The sequence below is a fragment of the Marinobacter sp. MA genome (assembly GCF_048298425.1).
Lineage (GTDB): Bacteria > Pseudomonadota > Gammaproteobacteria > Pseudomonadales > Oleiphilaceae > Marinobacter > Marinobacter salsuginis.
Genome location: NZ_CP103058.1, coordinates 2,354,414 through 2,370,187, shown reverse-complemented (window position 1 = coordinate 2,370,187; position 15,774 = coordinate 2,354,414). Strand labels below are relative to the sequence as shown.

15 protein-coding genes and 1 other RNA gene are annotated in these 15,774 nt (G+C 57.8%); all 16 read left to right on the top strand.

The genetic code is table 11. From position 1 onward, the window contains the following. The first annotated feature begins 66 nt into the window (after window positions 1-66). The 16 genes from ffs (at window position 67) to NUW46_RS10970 (ending at window position 15,769) form a co-directional block, all read left to right on the top strand. Window positions 67-163, top strand: an RNA gene (ffs, locus tag NUW46_RS11045) — signal recognition particle sRNA small type. 167 nt (window positions 164-330) lie between these two features. After that, on the top strand, window positions 331-2,295 hold the full coding sequence (gene dnaX / locus NUW46_RS11040; protein WP_418140099.1) for a DNA polymerase III subunit gamma/tau: 1,965 nt from the start codon (window positions 331-333) through the stop codon (window positions 2,293-2,295). A gap of 3 nt (window positions 2,296-2,298) precedes the next feature. Continuing rightward, a complete protein-coding gene (locus NUW46_RS11035; protein ID WP_053115401.1) occupies window positions 2,299-2,622 on the top strand; it encodes a YbaB/EbfC family nucleoid-associated protein in 324 nt (107 codons plus the stop codon). 31 nt (window positions 2,623-2,653) lie between these two features. Continuing rightward, the gene (gene recR, locus NUW46_RS11030) at window positions 2,654-3,256 is read left to right on the top strand and encodes a recombination mediator RecR (protein ID WP_222464601.1); all 603 of its coding nucleotides are present in this window, start codon (window positions 2,654-2,656) and stop codon (window positions 3,254-3,256) included. Between the two features lie 31 nt (window positions 3,257-3,287). Next, window positions 3,288-4,445 carry a ribonuclease D gene (locus NUW46_RS11025; protein WP_418140098.1) on the top strand — a complete coding sequence of 386 codons (1,158 nt, stop codon included), beginning with the start codon at window positions 3,288-3,290 and terminating at the stop codon, window positions 4,443-4,445. Further along, complete coding sequence (locus NUW46_RS11020) at window positions 4,442-4,735, top strand: YcgL domain-containing protein (RefSeq protein WP_418140097.1); 294 nt, start codon at window positions 4,442-4,444, stop codon at window positions 4,733-4,735. Before NUW46_RS11025 ends, NUW46_RS11020 begins: the two co-directional genes overlap by 4 nt. Next, window positions 4,732-5,178, top strand: coding sequence for a YcgN family cysteine cluster protein (locus tag NUW46_RS11015; RefSeq protein WP_069183497.1), 447 nt, complete (start codon window positions 4,732-4,734; stop codon window positions 5,176-5,178). Before NUW46_RS11020 ends, NUW46_RS11015 begins: the two co-directional genes overlap by 4 nt. Then, entirely contained in the window at window positions 5,178-5,522 is a 345-nt protein-coding gene (locus tag NUW46_RS11010) for a hypothetical protein (protein WP_069183498.1), read from the top strand. Before NUW46_RS11015 ends, NUW46_RS11010 begins: the two co-directional genes overlap by 1 nt. A 38-nt stretch (window positions 5,523-5,560) precedes the next feature. Next, window positions 5,561-7,762 carry a VWA domain-containing protein gene (locus NUW46_RS11005; RefSeq protein WP_418140096.1) on the top strand — a complete coding sequence of 734 codons (2,202 nt, stop codon included), beginning with the start codon at window positions 5,561-5,563 and terminating at the stop codon, window positions 7,760-7,762. Window positions 7,763-7,779: 17 nt separating this feature from the next. Continuing rightward, window positions 7,780-8,622, top strand: a complete 843-nt coding sequence (locus tag NUW46_RS11000) for an AAA family ATPase (RefSeq protein WP_069183500.1) — start codon at window positions 7,780-7,782, stop codon at window positions 8,620-8,622. A gap of 34 nt (window positions 8,623-8,656) precedes the next feature. Next, window positions 8,657-9,835 carry a vWA domain-containing protein gene (locus tag NUW46_RS10995; protein WP_069183501.1) on the top strand — a complete coding sequence of 393 codons (1,179 nt, stop codon included), beginning with the start codon at window positions 8,657-8,659 and terminating at the stop codon, window positions 9,833-9,835. Window positions 9,836-10,180: 345 nt separating this feature from the next. Further along, window positions 10,181-10,729, top strand: coding sequence for an AraC family transcriptional regulator (locus NUW46_RS10990; RefSeq protein ID WP_418140095.1), 549 nt, complete (start codon window positions 10,181-10,183; stop codon window positions 10,727-10,729). 6 nt (window positions 10,730-10,735) lie between these two features. After that, window positions 10,736-12,142 (top strand): hypothetical protein, encoded by a 1,407-nt coding sequence (locus tag NUW46_RS10985; RefSeq protein ID WP_418140094.1) that lies wholly within the window; start codon window positions 10,736-10,738, stop codon window positions 12,140-12,142. Further along, window positions 12,139-14,946: a tetratricopeptide repeat protein gene (locus NUW46_RS10980; protein ID WP_418140093.1), complete on the top strand. Its 2,808-nt coding sequence runs from the start codon at window positions 12,139-12,141 to the stop codon at window positions 14,944-14,946. Before NUW46_RS10985 ends, NUW46_RS10980 begins: the two co-directional genes overlap by 4 nt. Further along, the gene (locus NUW46_RS10975; protein WP_418140092.1) at window positions 14,936-15,421 is read left to right on the top strand and encodes a tetratricopeptide repeat protein; all 486 of its coding nucleotides are present in this window, start codon (window positions 14,936-14,938) and stop codon (window positions 15,419-15,421) included. The genes NUW46_RS10980 and NUW46_RS10975 overlap by 11 nt, the downstream gene beginning before the upstream one ends. After that, complete coding sequence (locus tag NUW46_RS10970) at window positions 15,422-15,769, top strand: hypothetical protein (RefSeq protein ID WP_418140091.1); 348 nt, start codon at window positions 15,422-15,424, stop codon at window positions 15,767-15,769. Window positions 15,770-15,774: the final 5 nt, after the last annotated feature.

Here is a 15,774-nt window from a genome sequence, read left to right as displayed (position 1 = left end):
CAAACCCTTTTGCTAATATGCGCGCCGCTTTCAGGGAATTGTTCTGAAACGCCGTTATGGTGGCTCCATTGGTGCCCCCGCAACATGAAACCGTGAACCCGGTCAGGCCCGGAAGGGAGCAGCCGCAGCGGTGGAATTGTGTGCCGGGGTGTCGCTGGTGGAGTCACCCCCAGTTTTCTCTCCCCCTCTCGTTTTTATCTTTCTGATTATCCTTGATTGCCATGAACTTATGTCCGGACCTGGCGTGCCCGTTTCCGAGACCGAGTTTGCTTCTTCTGAAACCTCGTCCGTGCTAAGGTTAAACCCGTTTTTCACTGCAGTTGGCGGAACATGAGCTACCAGGTACTTGCCCGTAAATGGCGCCCACGCACCTTCGAGGATATGGTGGGCCAGGAACACGTGCTCCAGGCGTTGATCCACGCCCTGGAAAGCCAGCGTCTTCATCACGCCTATCTGTTCACGGGTACCCGTGGGGTAGGCAAGACCACCATTGGTCGGCTGCTCGCCCGCTGCCTGAACTGCGAAACCGGCGTCACGCCCAATCCCTGCGGTGAATGCTCCAGTTGCCAGGAAATCCAGGAAGGCCGGTTTGTGGATCTGATCGAGATTGACGCGGCGTCTCGCACCGGCGTGGATGATATGCGGGAACTGACTGATAACGTCCAGTACGCACCCACTCGCGGTCGCTACAAGGTGTACCTCATTGACGAGGTGCACATGCTGACGAATCAATCATTCAACGCCTTCCTGAAGACGCTTGAAGAGCCACCGGAACACGTCAAGTTCCTGCTGGCGACGACGGATCCCCAGAAGCTGCCGGTTACGGTGTTGTCCCGTTGCCTGCAATTCAATCTCAAGCGAATGACGCCGGAGCATATCGCTGGCCACCTCCGCCATGTACTGGGTGCCGAGGATATTCCATTTGAGGAGCCGGCCCTGTGGCTGCTGGCCCGGGCTGCCGATGGCAGTATGCGGGATGCCCTGAGCCTGACCGACCAGGCCATCGCTTTCGGTAATCAGAAGTTGTCGGCCAGTGATGTCAGTAACATGCTGGGCACCATTGATCAGAGGGATATCGAACGCATCGTCGACGCACTCGTTGAGGGCGACGGCCCGGCATTGCTGTCGGAAATCAGCCGGATTTCCGATTTTGCGCCGGATTACAGTGTGATTCTTGCCGATCTGCTGTCGCTCTTCCACCGGGTCACCATGGAGCAGGTGGTTCCGGGCAGTGCCGATAACGCGCTGGGTGATGCCGAGCAAGTCCAGGCCCTGGCTCGCAAGCTCAGTGCCGAGGACGCCCAGCTTTTCTACCAGTCTGCACTGATCGGCCGGAAAGACCTGACCGTTACGCCGGATGCACGTATGGGTTTCGAAATGACCCTGCTCCGCATGCTTGCCTTCAGGCCTGGTGCTGATCGGCGAGAGCCGCCCGCTATAAGTTCTGGTGGTCAGTCTGTTGCCTCCGAGCCACGGGATGAGCCCGACCCGGCGCCGAGACCAGAAGCAGAATCAGAACAGCCTGAAACGCAGCAGCCACAGTCTGAGCCGGAGCCGGAAGTAGCTGAGGAGCCGGTTCGAGAGGCCAGCCAAGCTCCCGCACAGCCAGAGCCGGAACCAGAACCCACACATGAGCCCGAGCCCGAAATGCCGGCCGCCCCGCCTGTTGCGGAGGAGGATGCATCCTGGCTGGCCAGTCTTGATGCCCAGGCCGAGGCAGCTGGAGAATATGAAGAAAACTACCCTCTAAGCGATGACGCGCCGGTGACGGAAGAGCCGCCACCTGACGTCGCCGACGAGCCGGTTGATCAGCCTGCGCCGGCTCCGGAGCCCGCGTTTGTGGAGCCGGAGCCAGCGCCCGAACCAGCGATAGAATCAGCAGTTGAGCAAGAGCCTGTGCCGGAGGGCGCATTTGTCTGGCACCGGGATTTCCGGAGTCTGGGCATTGTTGGTATGCCCGGTAATCTCGCCAGTCACGGCGCCATGTCGCGGGATGGGGATGTAATTACCCTGACAATCGACGAGGGCCACGCCCGGCTGCTGAACAGCCGGCACGAGGAAAAGATTCTCGCTGCCTTGAGAAACCGCTTTGGCGACTCCATTCAGTTACGTACCGAGCACGGTAATCCCGGCCCACATACGCCTGCGGCTTATGAGGAACGCCAGCGGAAGGCCCGCCAGGAAGCGGCGGAGGCGTCCATTCGCCAGGATCCGGTCGTAAAGTCTATTGTTGAACGATTCGAGGCGCGGGTAGTCGAAGAGAGTATCCGACCGGCCGAGACAAGCAGGAGATAAGTTATGATGAACAATATGGGCGATATGATGAAGAAAGCCCAGAAAATGCAGGAAGAGATGCAGAAGGCCCAGGAGGAAATTGCCAAGGCAGAGGTGACTGGCGAAGCCGGTGCCGGTCTGGTCAAGGTTACCATGAACGGCCGCCACGACGTTCGTAAAGTGGACATCGACTCATCGCTGATGTCAGAGGAAAAAGACATCCTGGAAGACCTTCTCGCCGCTGCAGTGAACGATGCCGTTCGCCGCGTTGAGGAAAACCAGAAGGAGAAGATGTCCGGTATGATGTCGGGCATGGGCCTGCCACCCGGCTTCAAAATGCCGTTCTGAATTTTACCCTGCCGTCGTTTGAGGACCTTTCATGGCGTTCAGCCCGCTGGTTGATGAGCTTGTAGAATCCCTTCGTTGCCTGCCCGGTGTTGGTCAGAAAACTGCCCAGCGCATGGCTTTCCATTTGCTCGAGCGTGGCCGCTCGGGCGGTACCCGGCTTTCCGAGGCATTGAGCCAGGCCATGACCGGTGTACGTCGCTGCGAAAGCTGTCAGAACTTTGCGGACACCGAAGTTTGCGGCATCTGTGAAAATCCTCAGCGCCGCACCGGGACGCTGTGTGTGGTGGAAAGTCCCTCGGATTTGCTGGCCATCGAGCAGGCGGGTGATTACCGGGGTGGTTATTTTGTCCTGATGGGACACCTGTCGCCCATCGATGGCGTGGGGCCTGAAGAAATCGGCATCGAACGCCTGCTGAAAAGGATCCGCTATGAAGGTGTTACGGAACTGATCCTGGCGACCAACCCGACCGTGGAAGGCGAGGCTACCGCCCACTACATAGCGGATCGTCTTGATGGCCAGGGGATCCTGATTACCCGGCTGGCCCATGGCATTCCGGTGGGTGGCGAGCTGGGCTATGTTGACGGTTTTACCCTGACGCACGCATTCCGTGGCCGCAAGCCGCTCTCCGATTGAATCAGAACAAATAATCCTACCAGGCACGTTTATGGATATTTCTGCCCACGCCTCGATGGCTGTTGACGTTCCCCCGGCCCCGGCCAGCATTCATTGGGTCCGGGAGCCGCAGGCGCTGGACCAATGGCTGGAACGATCACCTGGCAAACCTCTGTCTCTGGACACTGAATTCGAGAGGGTAAACACCTTCTATCCGATTCCGGGCCTCGTTCAGCTGGGACTTGGTGGTGAGTTCTGCCTGGTGGACCCTTCCGTTGCGGAGAAATCCCGACGTTTCCGGGAAATACTGGCAGATCCGGGCATCCCTAAGCTCCTGTACGCCATGAGCGAAGACCTGGAATTGTTCCGCCAGTGGCTCAACATTGAGCCTGCCGGTGTGATAGACCTTCAAATTGGTGCTGCAATGGCCGGAGCCGGGTTTTCCCTCGGTTACGCCAGGCTGGTGGAAACTCTTTTTGTCGAGACGCTGGACAAGTCCGCCACCCGCTCCGACTGGCTGGCAAGACCATTGAGCGACGACCAGCAACGCTATGCGATCGACGATATCCGTTTTCTGGAGCCGATGTACCAGTGGGTTAGCCAATTATTGCGTGATCGCGGGCTAGAGGCGGCCCTCGTGGAGGAGTCGGCTCGTTTTGCCGATGAGCTGGCAGGGCAGGAAGATCCGGACAACCATTACCTGAAGCTGCGCGGAGGCTGGACGCTTTCTGCCCAGCAGCAGGGGGTGCTCAGAGAACTGGTTCGTTGGCGCGAACTGGAATGTCAGCGGCGGGACCGGCCGAGGAACAGGGTGCTGGCTGACCCTCTATTGATTGCCATTGCGGAAAGGCTACCCGGTTCACTCAAGGAGCTTTCCAACATTCAGGGTGTCCCTTCCGGCGCTGTCCGCCGATACGGTGAAACCATCCTTGAGCTTGTTAGCCGGGGGGCGACCGCGGATAATTCCTCCCTTGAGAGGATCGCGCCACCATTGTCACGGGATCAGCAGGGCTTCTTCAAACAGTTAAAGCGTCTTTTCAGGAAAGCTTCAGAAGATGCTGATATTCCGATGGAATTGCTGGCGCCCAGGAAGCGTCTTGAGAAGGTTGTGCAGCATCCCGATCTGGCGAAACATGAATTTTTCCAGGGCTGGCGGGCGCAAGTTCTCGCGCCTGTCCGCGCTGATATCGAGGAATTGCTGAAGTCATGAAAGAGCGAGAGTTCGTTTCCGTTTTCCGCAGCAGCAAGAAGAGCGACACCTACCTTTTCGTTCGCCGCGGCCAGAACTGGGAGGATCTTCCCGAGAGCCTCCGGGGTATCTTCGGGCGGCCGGTCCACTCCATGGACCTCGTGCTGACACCCGACCGTAAGCTGGCACGAACCACTGGAAAGCAGGTTCTGGAAGCGATCAACGAGAAGGGCTTTTTTCTGCAGATGCCGGAAGAGCAGGAAAGCTATGTGGTGGACTTCAAGCGTAAGCTGGAGCAGCGCAATCCATGATTGCCCAGGTGCCGTTCTGGCAGCGTAAACGCCTGAATGAGATGACGGCGCAGGAATGGGAGTCTCTCTGCGACGGTTGCGGCAAGTGTTGCCTCAACAAACTGGAAGACGAGGACACCGGTGAGGTTTACCACACCGACCTTGTCTGCCGTTACATGGACGAGGAAACGTGCCAGTGCACCGTTTATGAAGAACGGCTAAAGAAAGTGCCGGGCTGCACAGTGCTGACACCGGATACCGTCAGCGACTACCATTGGTTGCCATATACCTGCGCCTACCGAACGTTGGCTGAAGACCGGCCGCTGGCCGACTGGCATCCTCTGCGAAGCGGGGATCCGGGCTCCGTACACGAGGCAGGCGTTTCGATTCGCCACAAGGTCATCTCAGAGGACCGCGTGCCGGAAGAAGACTGGGAAGAACACATCATTCACTGGATCCTGTAATGATTGATACTGATGCACAACTGGCCTACGGGATATTCTGGGCCGCCTACGCCATCGCCTTTGTCGTATTCTTTTACATGATGAAGAGCCTTGTGCGTTTCCTTCCGTTTTACGGGGTTCGTACCCTGATTCTTGCCGCCCTGGTGGCCTTGCTGCTTACCCCGGTGGAGTCGCCGGAATTGGCCGGCTGGTGGATTCCGGCCTGGCTGTTTGGCGGTTACGAAATGATCCTCGGCGACGCCGACGCTTCAGGCCGGGCGCTGTTCAATCTCGGTCTGGCTGGATTGGTAATGTTGCTGGTCTGGGTACTGGATCTGGTTCGTTACCGCCTGGTTCGCAAGTAAATCGGGAAAACAATAAAAGGATGGATGCCTTGAGAGAGATGACATCGAGATGGTTGGGCCTGTTCGCGGCTTTTCTCGCGCTCAGCTTGTCTGCCGGGCTTGGCGCCCAGGAGATCGATGACGTTCAACTGCCAGAACAGTCGGACGTGCGGATCATTGTCGATATCTCGGGTTCCATGAAAGAGACCGATCCGGAGAATCTGCGTCAACCTGCCGTTCGTTTGCTCGCCCGGCTGTTGCCAGAGGGAGCCAGTGCCGGTGTCTGGACGTTCGGACAGTATGTCAACATGCTGGTGCCGCACCAGGAGGTGACCGATACCTGGCGGGATATGGCCATCCAGCGTTCCGCGCAGATCAATTCCGTTGCCCTCAGAACCAACCTTGGCGCGGCTATTGAGACGGCAAGCGATGACTATTTCACGGATGGCGATCTGGGGCAGACCCACTTTATCCTGCTAACTGATGGCAAGGTCGATATCTCCGACGATGCCGCCGCCAATACGGCAGAAGAAAAACGGATTCTGGACACGATTGTGGCGGATCTCATCGAGCGGGGCGCCACGTTTCACCCTGTAGCCCTGTCAGAGGCTGCCGATACTGACTTTCTGAAGGCGTTGGCGACGGAATCCGGTGGCCGTTTCCAGGTGGCCGATACGGCGGATGCACTGAACCTGGCGTTTCTCCAGGCCCTGAACACCGCGGTACCCCAGGAGCAGATTCCGATCGAGGGCAACGGTTTCACTGTAGACGAGGGCGTCAGTGAATTTACCGCCCTGATTTTCTGGGGCGAGTCCGAGACCTCCGCAACACGGGAGCTTGCCCTGGTGCGCCCGGATGAGCAGACCGTCAATCTTTCTGAATTTCCCGATAATGTCCGCTGGGCCAGGGAAGCGGGCTATGACCTGATCACGGTCAATGAGCCGTTGGCCGGGCAATGGCGTATCAATGGCGAGCTGGGCGAGGGCAGCCGGGTAACGGTGGTCAGCGATCTCAGGATGGTGGTTAATCCACTACCACCGTCGTTTACCGCAGAGGACCCGCTGAACATCCGGGTTGCTTTTTTCGAGGAAGGGGAGAAAATCACCAATCCTGATTTTCTGGGTGTGATTGAGGTCAGCCTCAGTATCACCTCGGAAGATGGCCGGAGCGGAACCAAAGTATTGTCTGGTGAACAGCCGCCAGAAGATGGCACCTATCGGGATACGGTGAGTCGATTGCCGGCCGCTGGCCTCTACACTTTTGATGTCGTTGCCGACGGCCAGACCTTCAGCCGCAAGTTCAGTGCGACTGTCGGGTTCACGGTACCTGAAGGGACGGAACCTGCCGATCAGCCATTTGAACAGGTGGAGCCCGAGGTAATTGAATCGGAGCCCGCCTCCGAGCAATCTGAGCCGGAGCCGCCCGTATCCGAGCCGGAGCAATCCGAGCCTGAACCTGCGATATCATCGCCCATCGATGTAAGCCAGGCAGAGGAGCCGGTGACGCCGCCGACACAGGAGCCTGAGCCGGCGCCTGAGCAGTCGGAAGATACGGAAACCGCCTTTGCAGTACCCTTGTGGATGGTCGCAGCAGCTGGCGGTGGTGTGGTGCTGATCGGCGGCCTGGTGTGGTTTGCACTTCGCCAGCGGAAGCAACGCCAGCAGGAGCAGGCAGAGGCCGCCGCAGAACGAGAAACGCTTGAGGATCTGCAGGAGGAGCCTCAAGCGGATGCCGAGCCAGAGGCTAGCGACGATGCGGACGACAATCTTCAGCAAGAGGAGAGCCATCAGCCAGAAGAAAGCTCTCAGCCAGAAGAAAGCCTTGAGCCGGAAGAAAGCCCTCAGCAGGAAGAGGATGCCGAAATCGAGGAGATTCCGGAGGTCACCGAGGAGGCGCCAGAAGATGATATGTCCGAGCTGGAAGCCGTGATTGATGAGCATGAGGCCACTCTGAAAGCGGAAGATGAAGCGCTTTCTGAATCCGAAATGGAATCGGCCGATGACCTGGAAGAGGACATCCCGGTGGCCGATACGCCGGTGGAAGAAGAGCCTGCAGAGACGGATGAGGATATTCCTGAGTTAGAGGATGTCGCCGATCCCTCCGACGCTGATGAGCCGGAAGAAGATGACGAGGAAGAGTTCGGGCTTGAGGATTTCGATTTGTCCGAGTTCGACGATTTACCCGATTATGATCAGGATGAGTCCGGATTGCCCGAAGACGATTCGAAGAAAAAGCCTGATCAGAAAGACCAGAAAAAGTAACCAACAGGAACCAGAGCATGAAGTTTACCGGTACCGAAAAGTACGTAGCCACCGATGACCTGCAAATGGCCGTCAACGCAGCAATTGCGCTTCAGCGCCCGCTGTTGATCAAAGGCGAGCCGGGCACCGGGAAAACCCTGCTGGCGGAGGAAATGGCCGCCGGCCTGGGCATGAAGCTTATTCCCTGGCACATCAAGTCCACCACCAAGGCACAGCAGGGTCTCTACGAATACGATGCGGTTTCCCGTCTGCGGGATTCCCAGCTGGGCGATGAAAAGGTCAAGGACATCAGCAACTACATCGTCAAGGGCAAGCTCTGGGAGGCCTTCGAGGCGGACGAGCAGGTGGTGCTGCTGATCGACGAGATTGACAAGGCCGATATCGAATTCCCCAATGACTTGTTGCTGGAACTCGACCGGATGGAGTTCTTCGTCTACGAGACCCAGCAGTCCGTAAAGGCAAAGAAGCGTCCGATCGTGGTGATCACCAGTAACAACGAGAAGGAATTGCCGGATGCCTTCCTGCGCCGGTGTTTCTTCCACTACATCAGCTTCCCGGACCACGACACCATGCAGAATATCGTGGACGTACATTTCCCGGGCTTGCAGCAGGAAATCGTTCGCGATGCCCTGGAAGTTTTCTTTGATGTGCGTAAGGTGCCGGGCCTGAAGAAGAAACCGTCTACCTCGGAGCTGATTGACTGGCTGAAACTGCTGATGGCGGATGAGCTGTCTGCGAAAATGTTGCAGGAGAAGGATACCAGCTCGGCGCTGCCACCGCTTTACGGGGCCCTGGTGAAGAACGAGCAGGATGTGCACCTGCTGCAGAAGCTCGCTTTCATGGCCCGTCGTCGCAGCTGATTCTCGGCAAGCTCATTGGCAAGAGTCACGTTTTATGTTGATTGATTTTTTTCTTGAAGTCCGGCGCGCGAGAGTGCCTGCCAGCCTGAGAGAGTTTCTGGATCTTCTGGAAGCCCTGCAGAAACGGCTTGCCTTTGCGGATATGGAGGAGTTCTATTACCTGTCCCGTCTTTGCCTCGTCAAGGACGAGCGCCACTTCGACAAGTTTGACCGCGCGTTCCAGGCTTACTTTGAAGGAATCGAGAATCTCGACGACCTGCTTGAAGCCCTGATTCCGGACGACTGGTTGCGGGCCGAGTTCGAGAAGCACCTGTCTGAGGAAGAGAAGGCAAAGATCGATTCTCTCGGAGGCCTGGAGGAGCTGATTGAGACCTTCAAAAAGCGGATGGAGGAGCAGCAGGAGCGTCACGCTGGCGGGAACAAATGGATCGGTACCGGCGGTACTTCACCCTTTGGAGCTAACGGTTACAACCCGGAGGGGTTCCGGATCGGCCAGAAGAATGGTCGTCACGGCAGGGCCGTGAAAGTCTGGGAAAAGCGCGAATTCAAGGATCTCGACGACAGCGTGACCCTGGGCATCCGCAACATCAAGGTGGCGCTGCGCCGACTGCGGAAGTTCGCCCGCCAGGGCGCGGCGGACCAGCTGGATATGGATGACACCATCCGTTCGACAGCTCGCAATGCCGGCTATCTGGACCTGAAAATGGTGCCCGAACGACACAATGCGGTGAAGGTGCTGATCTTCTTTGATGTCGGCGGTTCCATGGACCCCCACGTCCGGGTGTGCGAGGAACTGTTTTCTGCTGCCCGGCTAGAGTTCAAGCATATGGAATATTTTTACTTCCACAATTTCATCTATGAGAGTGTCTGGAAGAACAATATCCGCCGCATGAACGAAACCACCAGCACCTGGGACATCCTTCACAAGTACACGCCCGACTACAAGGTGATCTTTGTGGGTGACGCAACGATGGCTCCCTACGAGATCTCCCACCCCGGTGGCTCCATCGAGCACTGGAATGAGGAAGCGGGCGCCACGTGGTTCCAGCGCATCACCGAACATTTCCGGAAGGTTGTGTGGATCAATCCGCTCCCGGAGAGTTATTGGGGCAATGGGGGGTCGTTGGGAATGACGAAGCAACTCGTTAACGACCACATGTACCCGCTAACGGTTGAAGGCCTCGAATCGGCCATGAAGCAACTGAGTAAATAAAAAAAGCCGATGCGGTTGAGGGCATCGGCAAAGCTCGGCATATCAAGCGGGGTTGCCTGAAGGCTTTCCCGCCGCTTTCCAGAGAGCAAATACAGGGCCAGTTGGATTAAAGGCTGTTAAAACAGTCGTTTAAAAATCCAGTTATGCGAATTCCGGGTTCTGATTTTCCTCCCCTCCTGAATACCGTCAAATAACTCGACACTCTTCTCAATTTCGAACTGCCGAACTCGCGTTTTTCATTTGGTGATCTGGATACCGTTCTTGACGGTTACCAAGTGTTACGCTTTCTGTCGATCTGTTACAGAAGTTTTCATGAGTTACAGAGGCTGCAAAGGCAGGAGGCTTATGTTCGGCACACAACAAACACAAAGGCGCCGGATAGCACATCGAAGGGTAGTGGCCATCGGATCCGTTATTCTTGCATTGCTGCCCGCTCCCGCAATACCAGCGGCCGGGCTTGATGAAGAGCTCGAGCGCCTGAGCGCCGAGGTCGTCAGTCACTCCGAGCGCGTGTTTGCCCTCGAACAAAAGGTGCTGCACCCAGCCAATACCCGGCTGGCAGTTTTTCTGACACTTCAAAGCCGGGATGCCCTCGATCTCGATTCCGTCGAGCTGTTTGTGAATGGCCAGCCAGTGGCCTCCCACCTGTATTCCGACAGAGAGCGAGCTTCACTTGAACGGGGCGGAATACAGCAGTTGTTCACCGGGAATCTGGCAAACGGCGAGCATGAGTTGAAAACGGTCATTACCGCTCGCTCTGCCGATGATGATTTTGTGCGTCGGGAATCCACGCACCGGTTCAGAAAACGCCCCGGCGTTCTGCGTCTGCAATTAAGCCTTGAAGCCCGGGCTCCCGATTACGAACCCCGGGTTTCTTTCGTGGAGTGGGAGTAGGGCGTCATGGTGTTGCGGGTCCTGCTGGTTCCGGTACTTCTGACTGTCTGCGGGTTTTCCTTGGCGGCTACGCCGTCAATGCCGGACGAACTTCGTTCTGGCCTCACGGAATTCCGACAGGCCGGGGATGTTGGCATCAACCTTGGTGATGGCCGACAGCAAGCGCTCTTCGAAGCGGCGGAAAAGGCAAGGACCGAGGGTCGTACCGATGAGGCTGGGCGAATCCTGGCCGGAATGAAAGAAGGCTACTGGGCGGCTCTGGGTTACCTCAATCTTGCCAGCGATTACGCGAAAACCGATCTCAACCCGGCCAGGGCGCTGGTTGCTCTGCGGGTAGCGTTAGCCATGTCCGAGGGCGACGACAATTCCGGTCGCAGCGAGCACCTGAAGAATAATCTGCTGGTTCGGGCGGGCTACCTTGCTTACCAGCATGGCGAGTTTGACAAGGCGATAAGCTTCCTGGAGAAGGTCGATCTCGATAGCTTTAACACCCCCAGGGCACTGTATCTTCATGGTCTCGCCCTGGCTGAAAAAGGCAATCATCGGGCAGCGATGCAGAGCTGGCACCGGGCCCGGAAGTATCCTCTGGCGTACCCCGGTGTCGCTGACGCCTGGATTGGCATGGGCAGGGGCTACGACCTATCCGGCTATCTCGGGCAGGCCGGTGAAGCCTATCTGGCCGCCAACGCCGCCTTTGAGAGTGAGCGGGTGACTCTCCGCAAACTGGCGGGAAAGGTTCGCGAACAAGGGGCCTACAAAACCCTGGTGGAAGATGCCCGGGAAACCGGGGTCGACTGGTTTCTTGCAGACAGTCGCACATTGACCCAGCCGCGGATGGCCTACCTCCTGGGGTTCCTGGAAGAGATGAATGCCCAGACCGCTGCGGGGAGGGTGGCAGCTCTTCGCTTGATGGCCGCGAAACTGGAACGTTATGGGCACGACCTTGAGGTATTTCAGGAAGCGCTGACCGAACAGCTGGTCGGCATTCAGGAGCAGGGCTCCAGGCAACGCACAGCTGATCTGATTGCTAAAGGTGAAGAGCTCGGTGCACGGCTCCAGCGGCTCGCGGATAACGCCAGTCCTGGCGGGCAAGCCCGTATCCAGGCCCTCCGGAAAACCCTCTCGGACGCCCAGACGCGGTTGAATCAGGTCAGGAGCAATGCATCGGGCCAACCTGAAATCCTGGAACGTTTACGTCACACAGCTGCCGTGCTGACAGAGCGCAATGAAGCGCTGGCTTCGTCTGTGCTTCAGTTGCTCCGGGCATCTGAAGCGGCGCTGGACGAATTGGCTCTGGATTATGTCGAGGCCAGGGACCAGCAGATGGCCTTTGCACTGGACAAAACTGAACAACAGATTGCTCACCTGTATGAATATCTTGCCCTCCAGAATCTGGAGGAAACAAAGCCATGATCCGGCCGATCCAGAGCCTCTGTCTCTCCCTGCTTCTGGTTGCGCCGGCTATGGCTCAGGAATCCTTCCGTGTGGAGCTGGGCAGGGACGGCGAGACCATCGGGGATATGCGTCCGGTTTTCCTGACCTTTGAAAGCCGGCCCATGCCGGCTATCTCGCCCTCGGAAGTTGCCCGGCGTTATCACCGCCTGTTCCGGACATCTGACGAACCGGAGGTGAGGATTGATGCCCTTAACCGTCTGAGCAATATCCGGGATCGTTCAGGTGAAGATATCGGGTTCTCTCCGGCTGAAGAGGAAAGGGTCTACAGCGAGGCAATCAGCAGTTACGAGTCGATTCTGGAGCGCGGCTCCTATGGTGGCCGGCTGGATGAACTGCTTTACCAGATGGCCAAGGCCCATGCCCTGACAGGACAACAGGATGCGTCTATCCAGAGGCTGAAACAGCTGATCGGGCTATACCCTCAATCGCCTCTGGTAACGGAGGCAAGATTCCGATTGGCAGAATCCGCCTTTGCCGCTGGCCAGTACGCCGAGGCTGAAAACGGCTACCGTCACCTGGTTACATCCGATGACAGCGAAGAATTCAGCACAAAGGCCAGATACATGCTTGGTTGGAGCCAGTTCAAGCAGGGGCCGTCTGCCTGGAACAGGGCTGCCGCAACCTTCGTCGAGGTTCTGGATGAGTTTTTACCGCAGGAACAGAGCCTGGAGTCGGTCAGTGAGTCCAGCGTTGATACCATCGACGATACCTTTCGGGTCCTGGCATTAATGGCCGCACGAAACAGCGGCCCGGACACCCTGATTTCCTGGCTGGATAGAGAACGGTCGCGTCCCTGGGAACATCTTCTGTTTGACCGCCTCGCGGACTATTACGCCATCCTTGGCGACACCCGGGCCAGTGTCGCCGCCAACACGGCCTTCATTGAGTATTCTCCCAATCACAATTCGGTTCCAGCCTTCCTGTTGCAGGTGGTGGATGTATGGCAGGCGGCCGGTGACGTTGAGCAGGTTCGCGCTGCCCGGGCTCGATTCGTTGAGACTTATGGCGCGGAGCCGGCGTTTGCTGAGCTGAATGGGGACCAGAGCGACAAATGGCGGAGTTACAGCAAGCGCCTGGCGGACTATCACTATGACCTGGGGGGCCGTGCTGCGGAGCAGGGGCAGGATGCAGCTTCCGGTCAGGCCTTTGCAAATGCCGCATCCTACTATGAAGGACTGGCGCCCAGGGTAGCTCAGAGTGGAGAGATCCTGCGCCTAGCCGGAGATGCTCGACTTCAGGCAGGGCAGTTTGCGAAGGCGCTGGTGAACTTTCGCAAGGCTGCCTACGAAGCGCCCGGTTACAACGAGGCGGCTGATGCTGCCTGGGCCGCAGTCATCCTGTTAAGAGATGGTGTCGACCAAAAGCTCCCGACTGCTGCATTCAGGCCCGAACTGCAGGATCTATCAAACGAAGCCAATCGCTTTGAAAAGCGTTTCGCCGATGATGCCCGGATTTCAGGCCTCATGGCGGATCTGGGCTCCCGCTGGCTTGCAGTAGGCAACCATGAGCGGGCACTGCATTACGCGTCGCAGGTTCTCACGGCAGCCGGGGCATCGCCGGCGGAGCAATATACAGCCTGGCAGGTGACAGCCCGAATTCGACAGAAGGAAGGTGAGTATGGGTTGGCAGAGCGGGCCTGGAATCAGGCGCTGGATCTTGCGGAGGGCGATCAGCTTGAAGATGTGACCGACGAACAGCGGGCGGCCGTTCGCCGGCAACTGGCGACGGCGGTCTATCGCCAGGGAGAGATGGCAGCCGCTCGCGGCAGGTTCAGAGAGGCTGTAGGTCACTTCCGGAGGGTTGATTCAGTGTTACCCGGCTCGGAAATCGCCATTCGGGCACGGTACGACGCCGCCAATACCTTGCTGAAGGCATCAGACTGGGCAGCCGCTGTGGCGGACCTGCAGGCGTTTCGTGCCGACCACCCGCAACACGAACTGGCCGCGGGCATCAGTGACAAGCTGGTACATGCCTGGATTCAGTCCGATAAACCGAGCCAGGCGGCATCAGAATTACTTCAGGCCGCTGACAATAGCGCCAACCCCTGGGGCCTGCGGATGAGCGCCGCAGAATTGCTGAATGAGGCCGGAATTATTGCCGAACGGAATGCCCTGTACGTGGATTACCTTGCAACGGGTCCGGAAGCTGCCGACGGATCTGAGCATGAGCGGCTTCAGACATTCCGTTATCGCCTGGTAGAGACGGGTGACGATCCGGACTCCTGGCGGGAAGCTCTGGTTCAGGCAGAGCTGGACAGTGCCTGGCACAGTGCAGACACACTTGAGTGGTCATCCCGTGCATCCCTGGTGCTTGGCGGCCGGGCAGCAGCGGTGTTCACCAGTATCAGCCTGAGCCAGCCTCTGGAACAATCATTGGACCGCAAACAGAAGGCCCTGGAAGCGGCCAGACAGCGATTTCTCGATGCCGAAGCCCTCGGTGGCGAGCGCGTCCTGTCTGAGTCTTTGTTCCGCAGGGCAGAGCTCTACCGGGGCCTGGCCAAAGACCTGATGACCTCAACCATCCCTTCGGACCTGAATGAGCTTGAGGCCATGCAGTACCAGATGCTGCTGGAAGAGGAGGCTTACCCCTTCGAAGAAAAGGCGATTCAACTGCACACCGAAAACCACCGCCGGATCGCATCGGAAGGCTACGATGCCTGGATCGGGCGAAGCCTTGGCGTTCTTGCGGAACTGCATCCGGGCCGTTACGAGCGAAGCGTCAAATGGCTCAGTTGGAACATGAGGTCGAAGGATGACGTTTAATCCGTTTCGTAAAACAGTACTGCGCTCGGTACTCCTTTTGCTCTTGGTTCTGGGTGGTTGTGCCGGCCAGGAAATCCGACAGCCGAAGGAGTCGGTCAAGACAGATCCGGAACTGGCCGCAAAGTTTGAATATGAAGGTCGCACGGCCTTCGAAGAGGGCCGGAAAGGTACGGCTGTAAAGGCCTGGAAAAAAGCCGTGGAGTTGGACCCGACCAACGCTGTAACCGTGAACAACCTGGCGCTCGTGCTCAAGGACCAACACCGGTTCGCAGAAGCGGCCAAGTTGTTGGAAGGAGGCCTCGCCCATTCACCAGATGTGGCGGAGCTGCATTTCAATTTGGCGGTAATCGCTGAACTGTATCTGCTGGATCTGGAAACAGCCCTTGTGCACTACAGCCGTTACCGGGAGCTGACGGAAGAAGATGACCAACAAGTGGCCGGCTGGATTGCGGATCTGGAACGGAGGCTGGAATAAATGTTTGAAATCCAAAAAACCGCCAAAGCAATCTTTGCCGCGCTGATGTTTGCAGGCCTTCAGATGCTGGTTATTACCCCGGTACAGGCGGATCGGGATGACACGGTCCGGCTCAGTGTTGAGGGCTTGTCTGCAAGTCTTGGCGAAGACGAGCCCCGGGTACTGTACATATTGCCCTGGCAGGCACCGAGCCTGCCAAGGCGACCAAGGGCTGATCTGAATGATGAAGCGCCGGAACTGGTGCGTCCGGCTGATCCGGTTGCCCTGGAGCGACACCGTCTGTTCCGCGAAAACCTCAACCCTCTGATCCTGAGTCCCCTTGGGGGCTCAGCGGTGACTGCGCAGTAATAACG

Bases quoted from the DNA above. Each gene is read 5' to 3' on its own strand.
- dnaX (WP_418140099.1), top strand. From the start codon at position 331: ATGAGCTACCAGGTACTTGCCCGTAAATGGCGCCCACGCACCTTCGAG.
- NUW46_RS11000 (WP_069183500.1), top strand. From the start codon at position 7,780: ATGAAGTTTACCGGTACCGAAAAGTACGTAGCCACCGATGACCTGCAA.
- NUW46_RS10990 (WP_418140095.1), top strand. From the start codon at position 10,181: ATGTTCGGCACACAACAAACACAAAGGCGCCGGATAGCACATCGAAGG.
- NUW46_RS11025 (WP_418140098.1), top strand. From the start codon at position 3,288: ATGGATATTTCTGCCCACGCCTCGATGGCTGTTGACGTTCCCCCGGCC.
- recR (WP_222464601.1), top strand. From the start codon at position 2,654: ATGGCGTTCAGCCCGCTGGTTGATGAGCTTGTAGAATCCCTTCGTTGC.
- NUW46_RS11005 (WP_418140096.1), top strand. From the start codon at position 5,561: ATGACATCGAGATGGTTGGGCCTGTTCGCGGCTTTTCTCGCGCTCAGC.
- NUW46_RS11035 (WP_053115401.1), top strand. From the start codon at position 2,299: ATGATGAACAATATGGGCGATATGATGAAGAAAGCCCAGAAAATGCAG.
- NUW46_RS11015 (WP_069183497.1), top strand. From the start codon at position 4,732: ATGATTGCCCAGGTGCCGTTCTGGCAGCGTAAACGCCTGAATGAGATG.
- NUW46_RS10970 (WP_418140091.1), top strand. From the start codon at position 15,422: ATGTTTGAAATCCAAAAAACCGCCAAAGCAATCTTTGCCGCGCTGATG.
- NUW46_RS11010 (WP_069183498.1), top strand. From the start codon at position 5,178: ATGATTGATACTGATGCACAACTGGCCTACGGGATATTCTGGGCCGCC.
- NUW46_RS10980 (WP_418140093.1), top strand. From the start codon at position 12,139: ATGATCCGGCCGATCCAGAGCCTCTGTCTCTCCCTGCTTCTGGTTGCG.
- NUW46_RS10975 (WP_418140092.1), top strand. From the start codon at position 14,936: ATGACGTTTAATCCGTTTCGTAAAACAGTACTGCGCTCGGTACTCCTT.
- NUW46_RS10985 (WP_418140094.1), top strand. From the start codon at position 10,736: ATGGTGTTGCGGGTCCTGCTGGTTCCGGTACTTCTGACTGTCTGCGGG.
- NUW46_RS10995 (WP_069183501.1), top strand. From the start codon at position 8,657: ATGTTGATTGATTTTTTTCTTGAAGTCCGGCGCGCGAGAGTGCCTGCC.
- NUW46_RS11020 (WP_418140097.1), top strand. From the start codon at position 4,442: ATGAAAGAGCGAGAGTTCGTTTCCGTTTTCCGCAGCAGCAAGAAGAGC.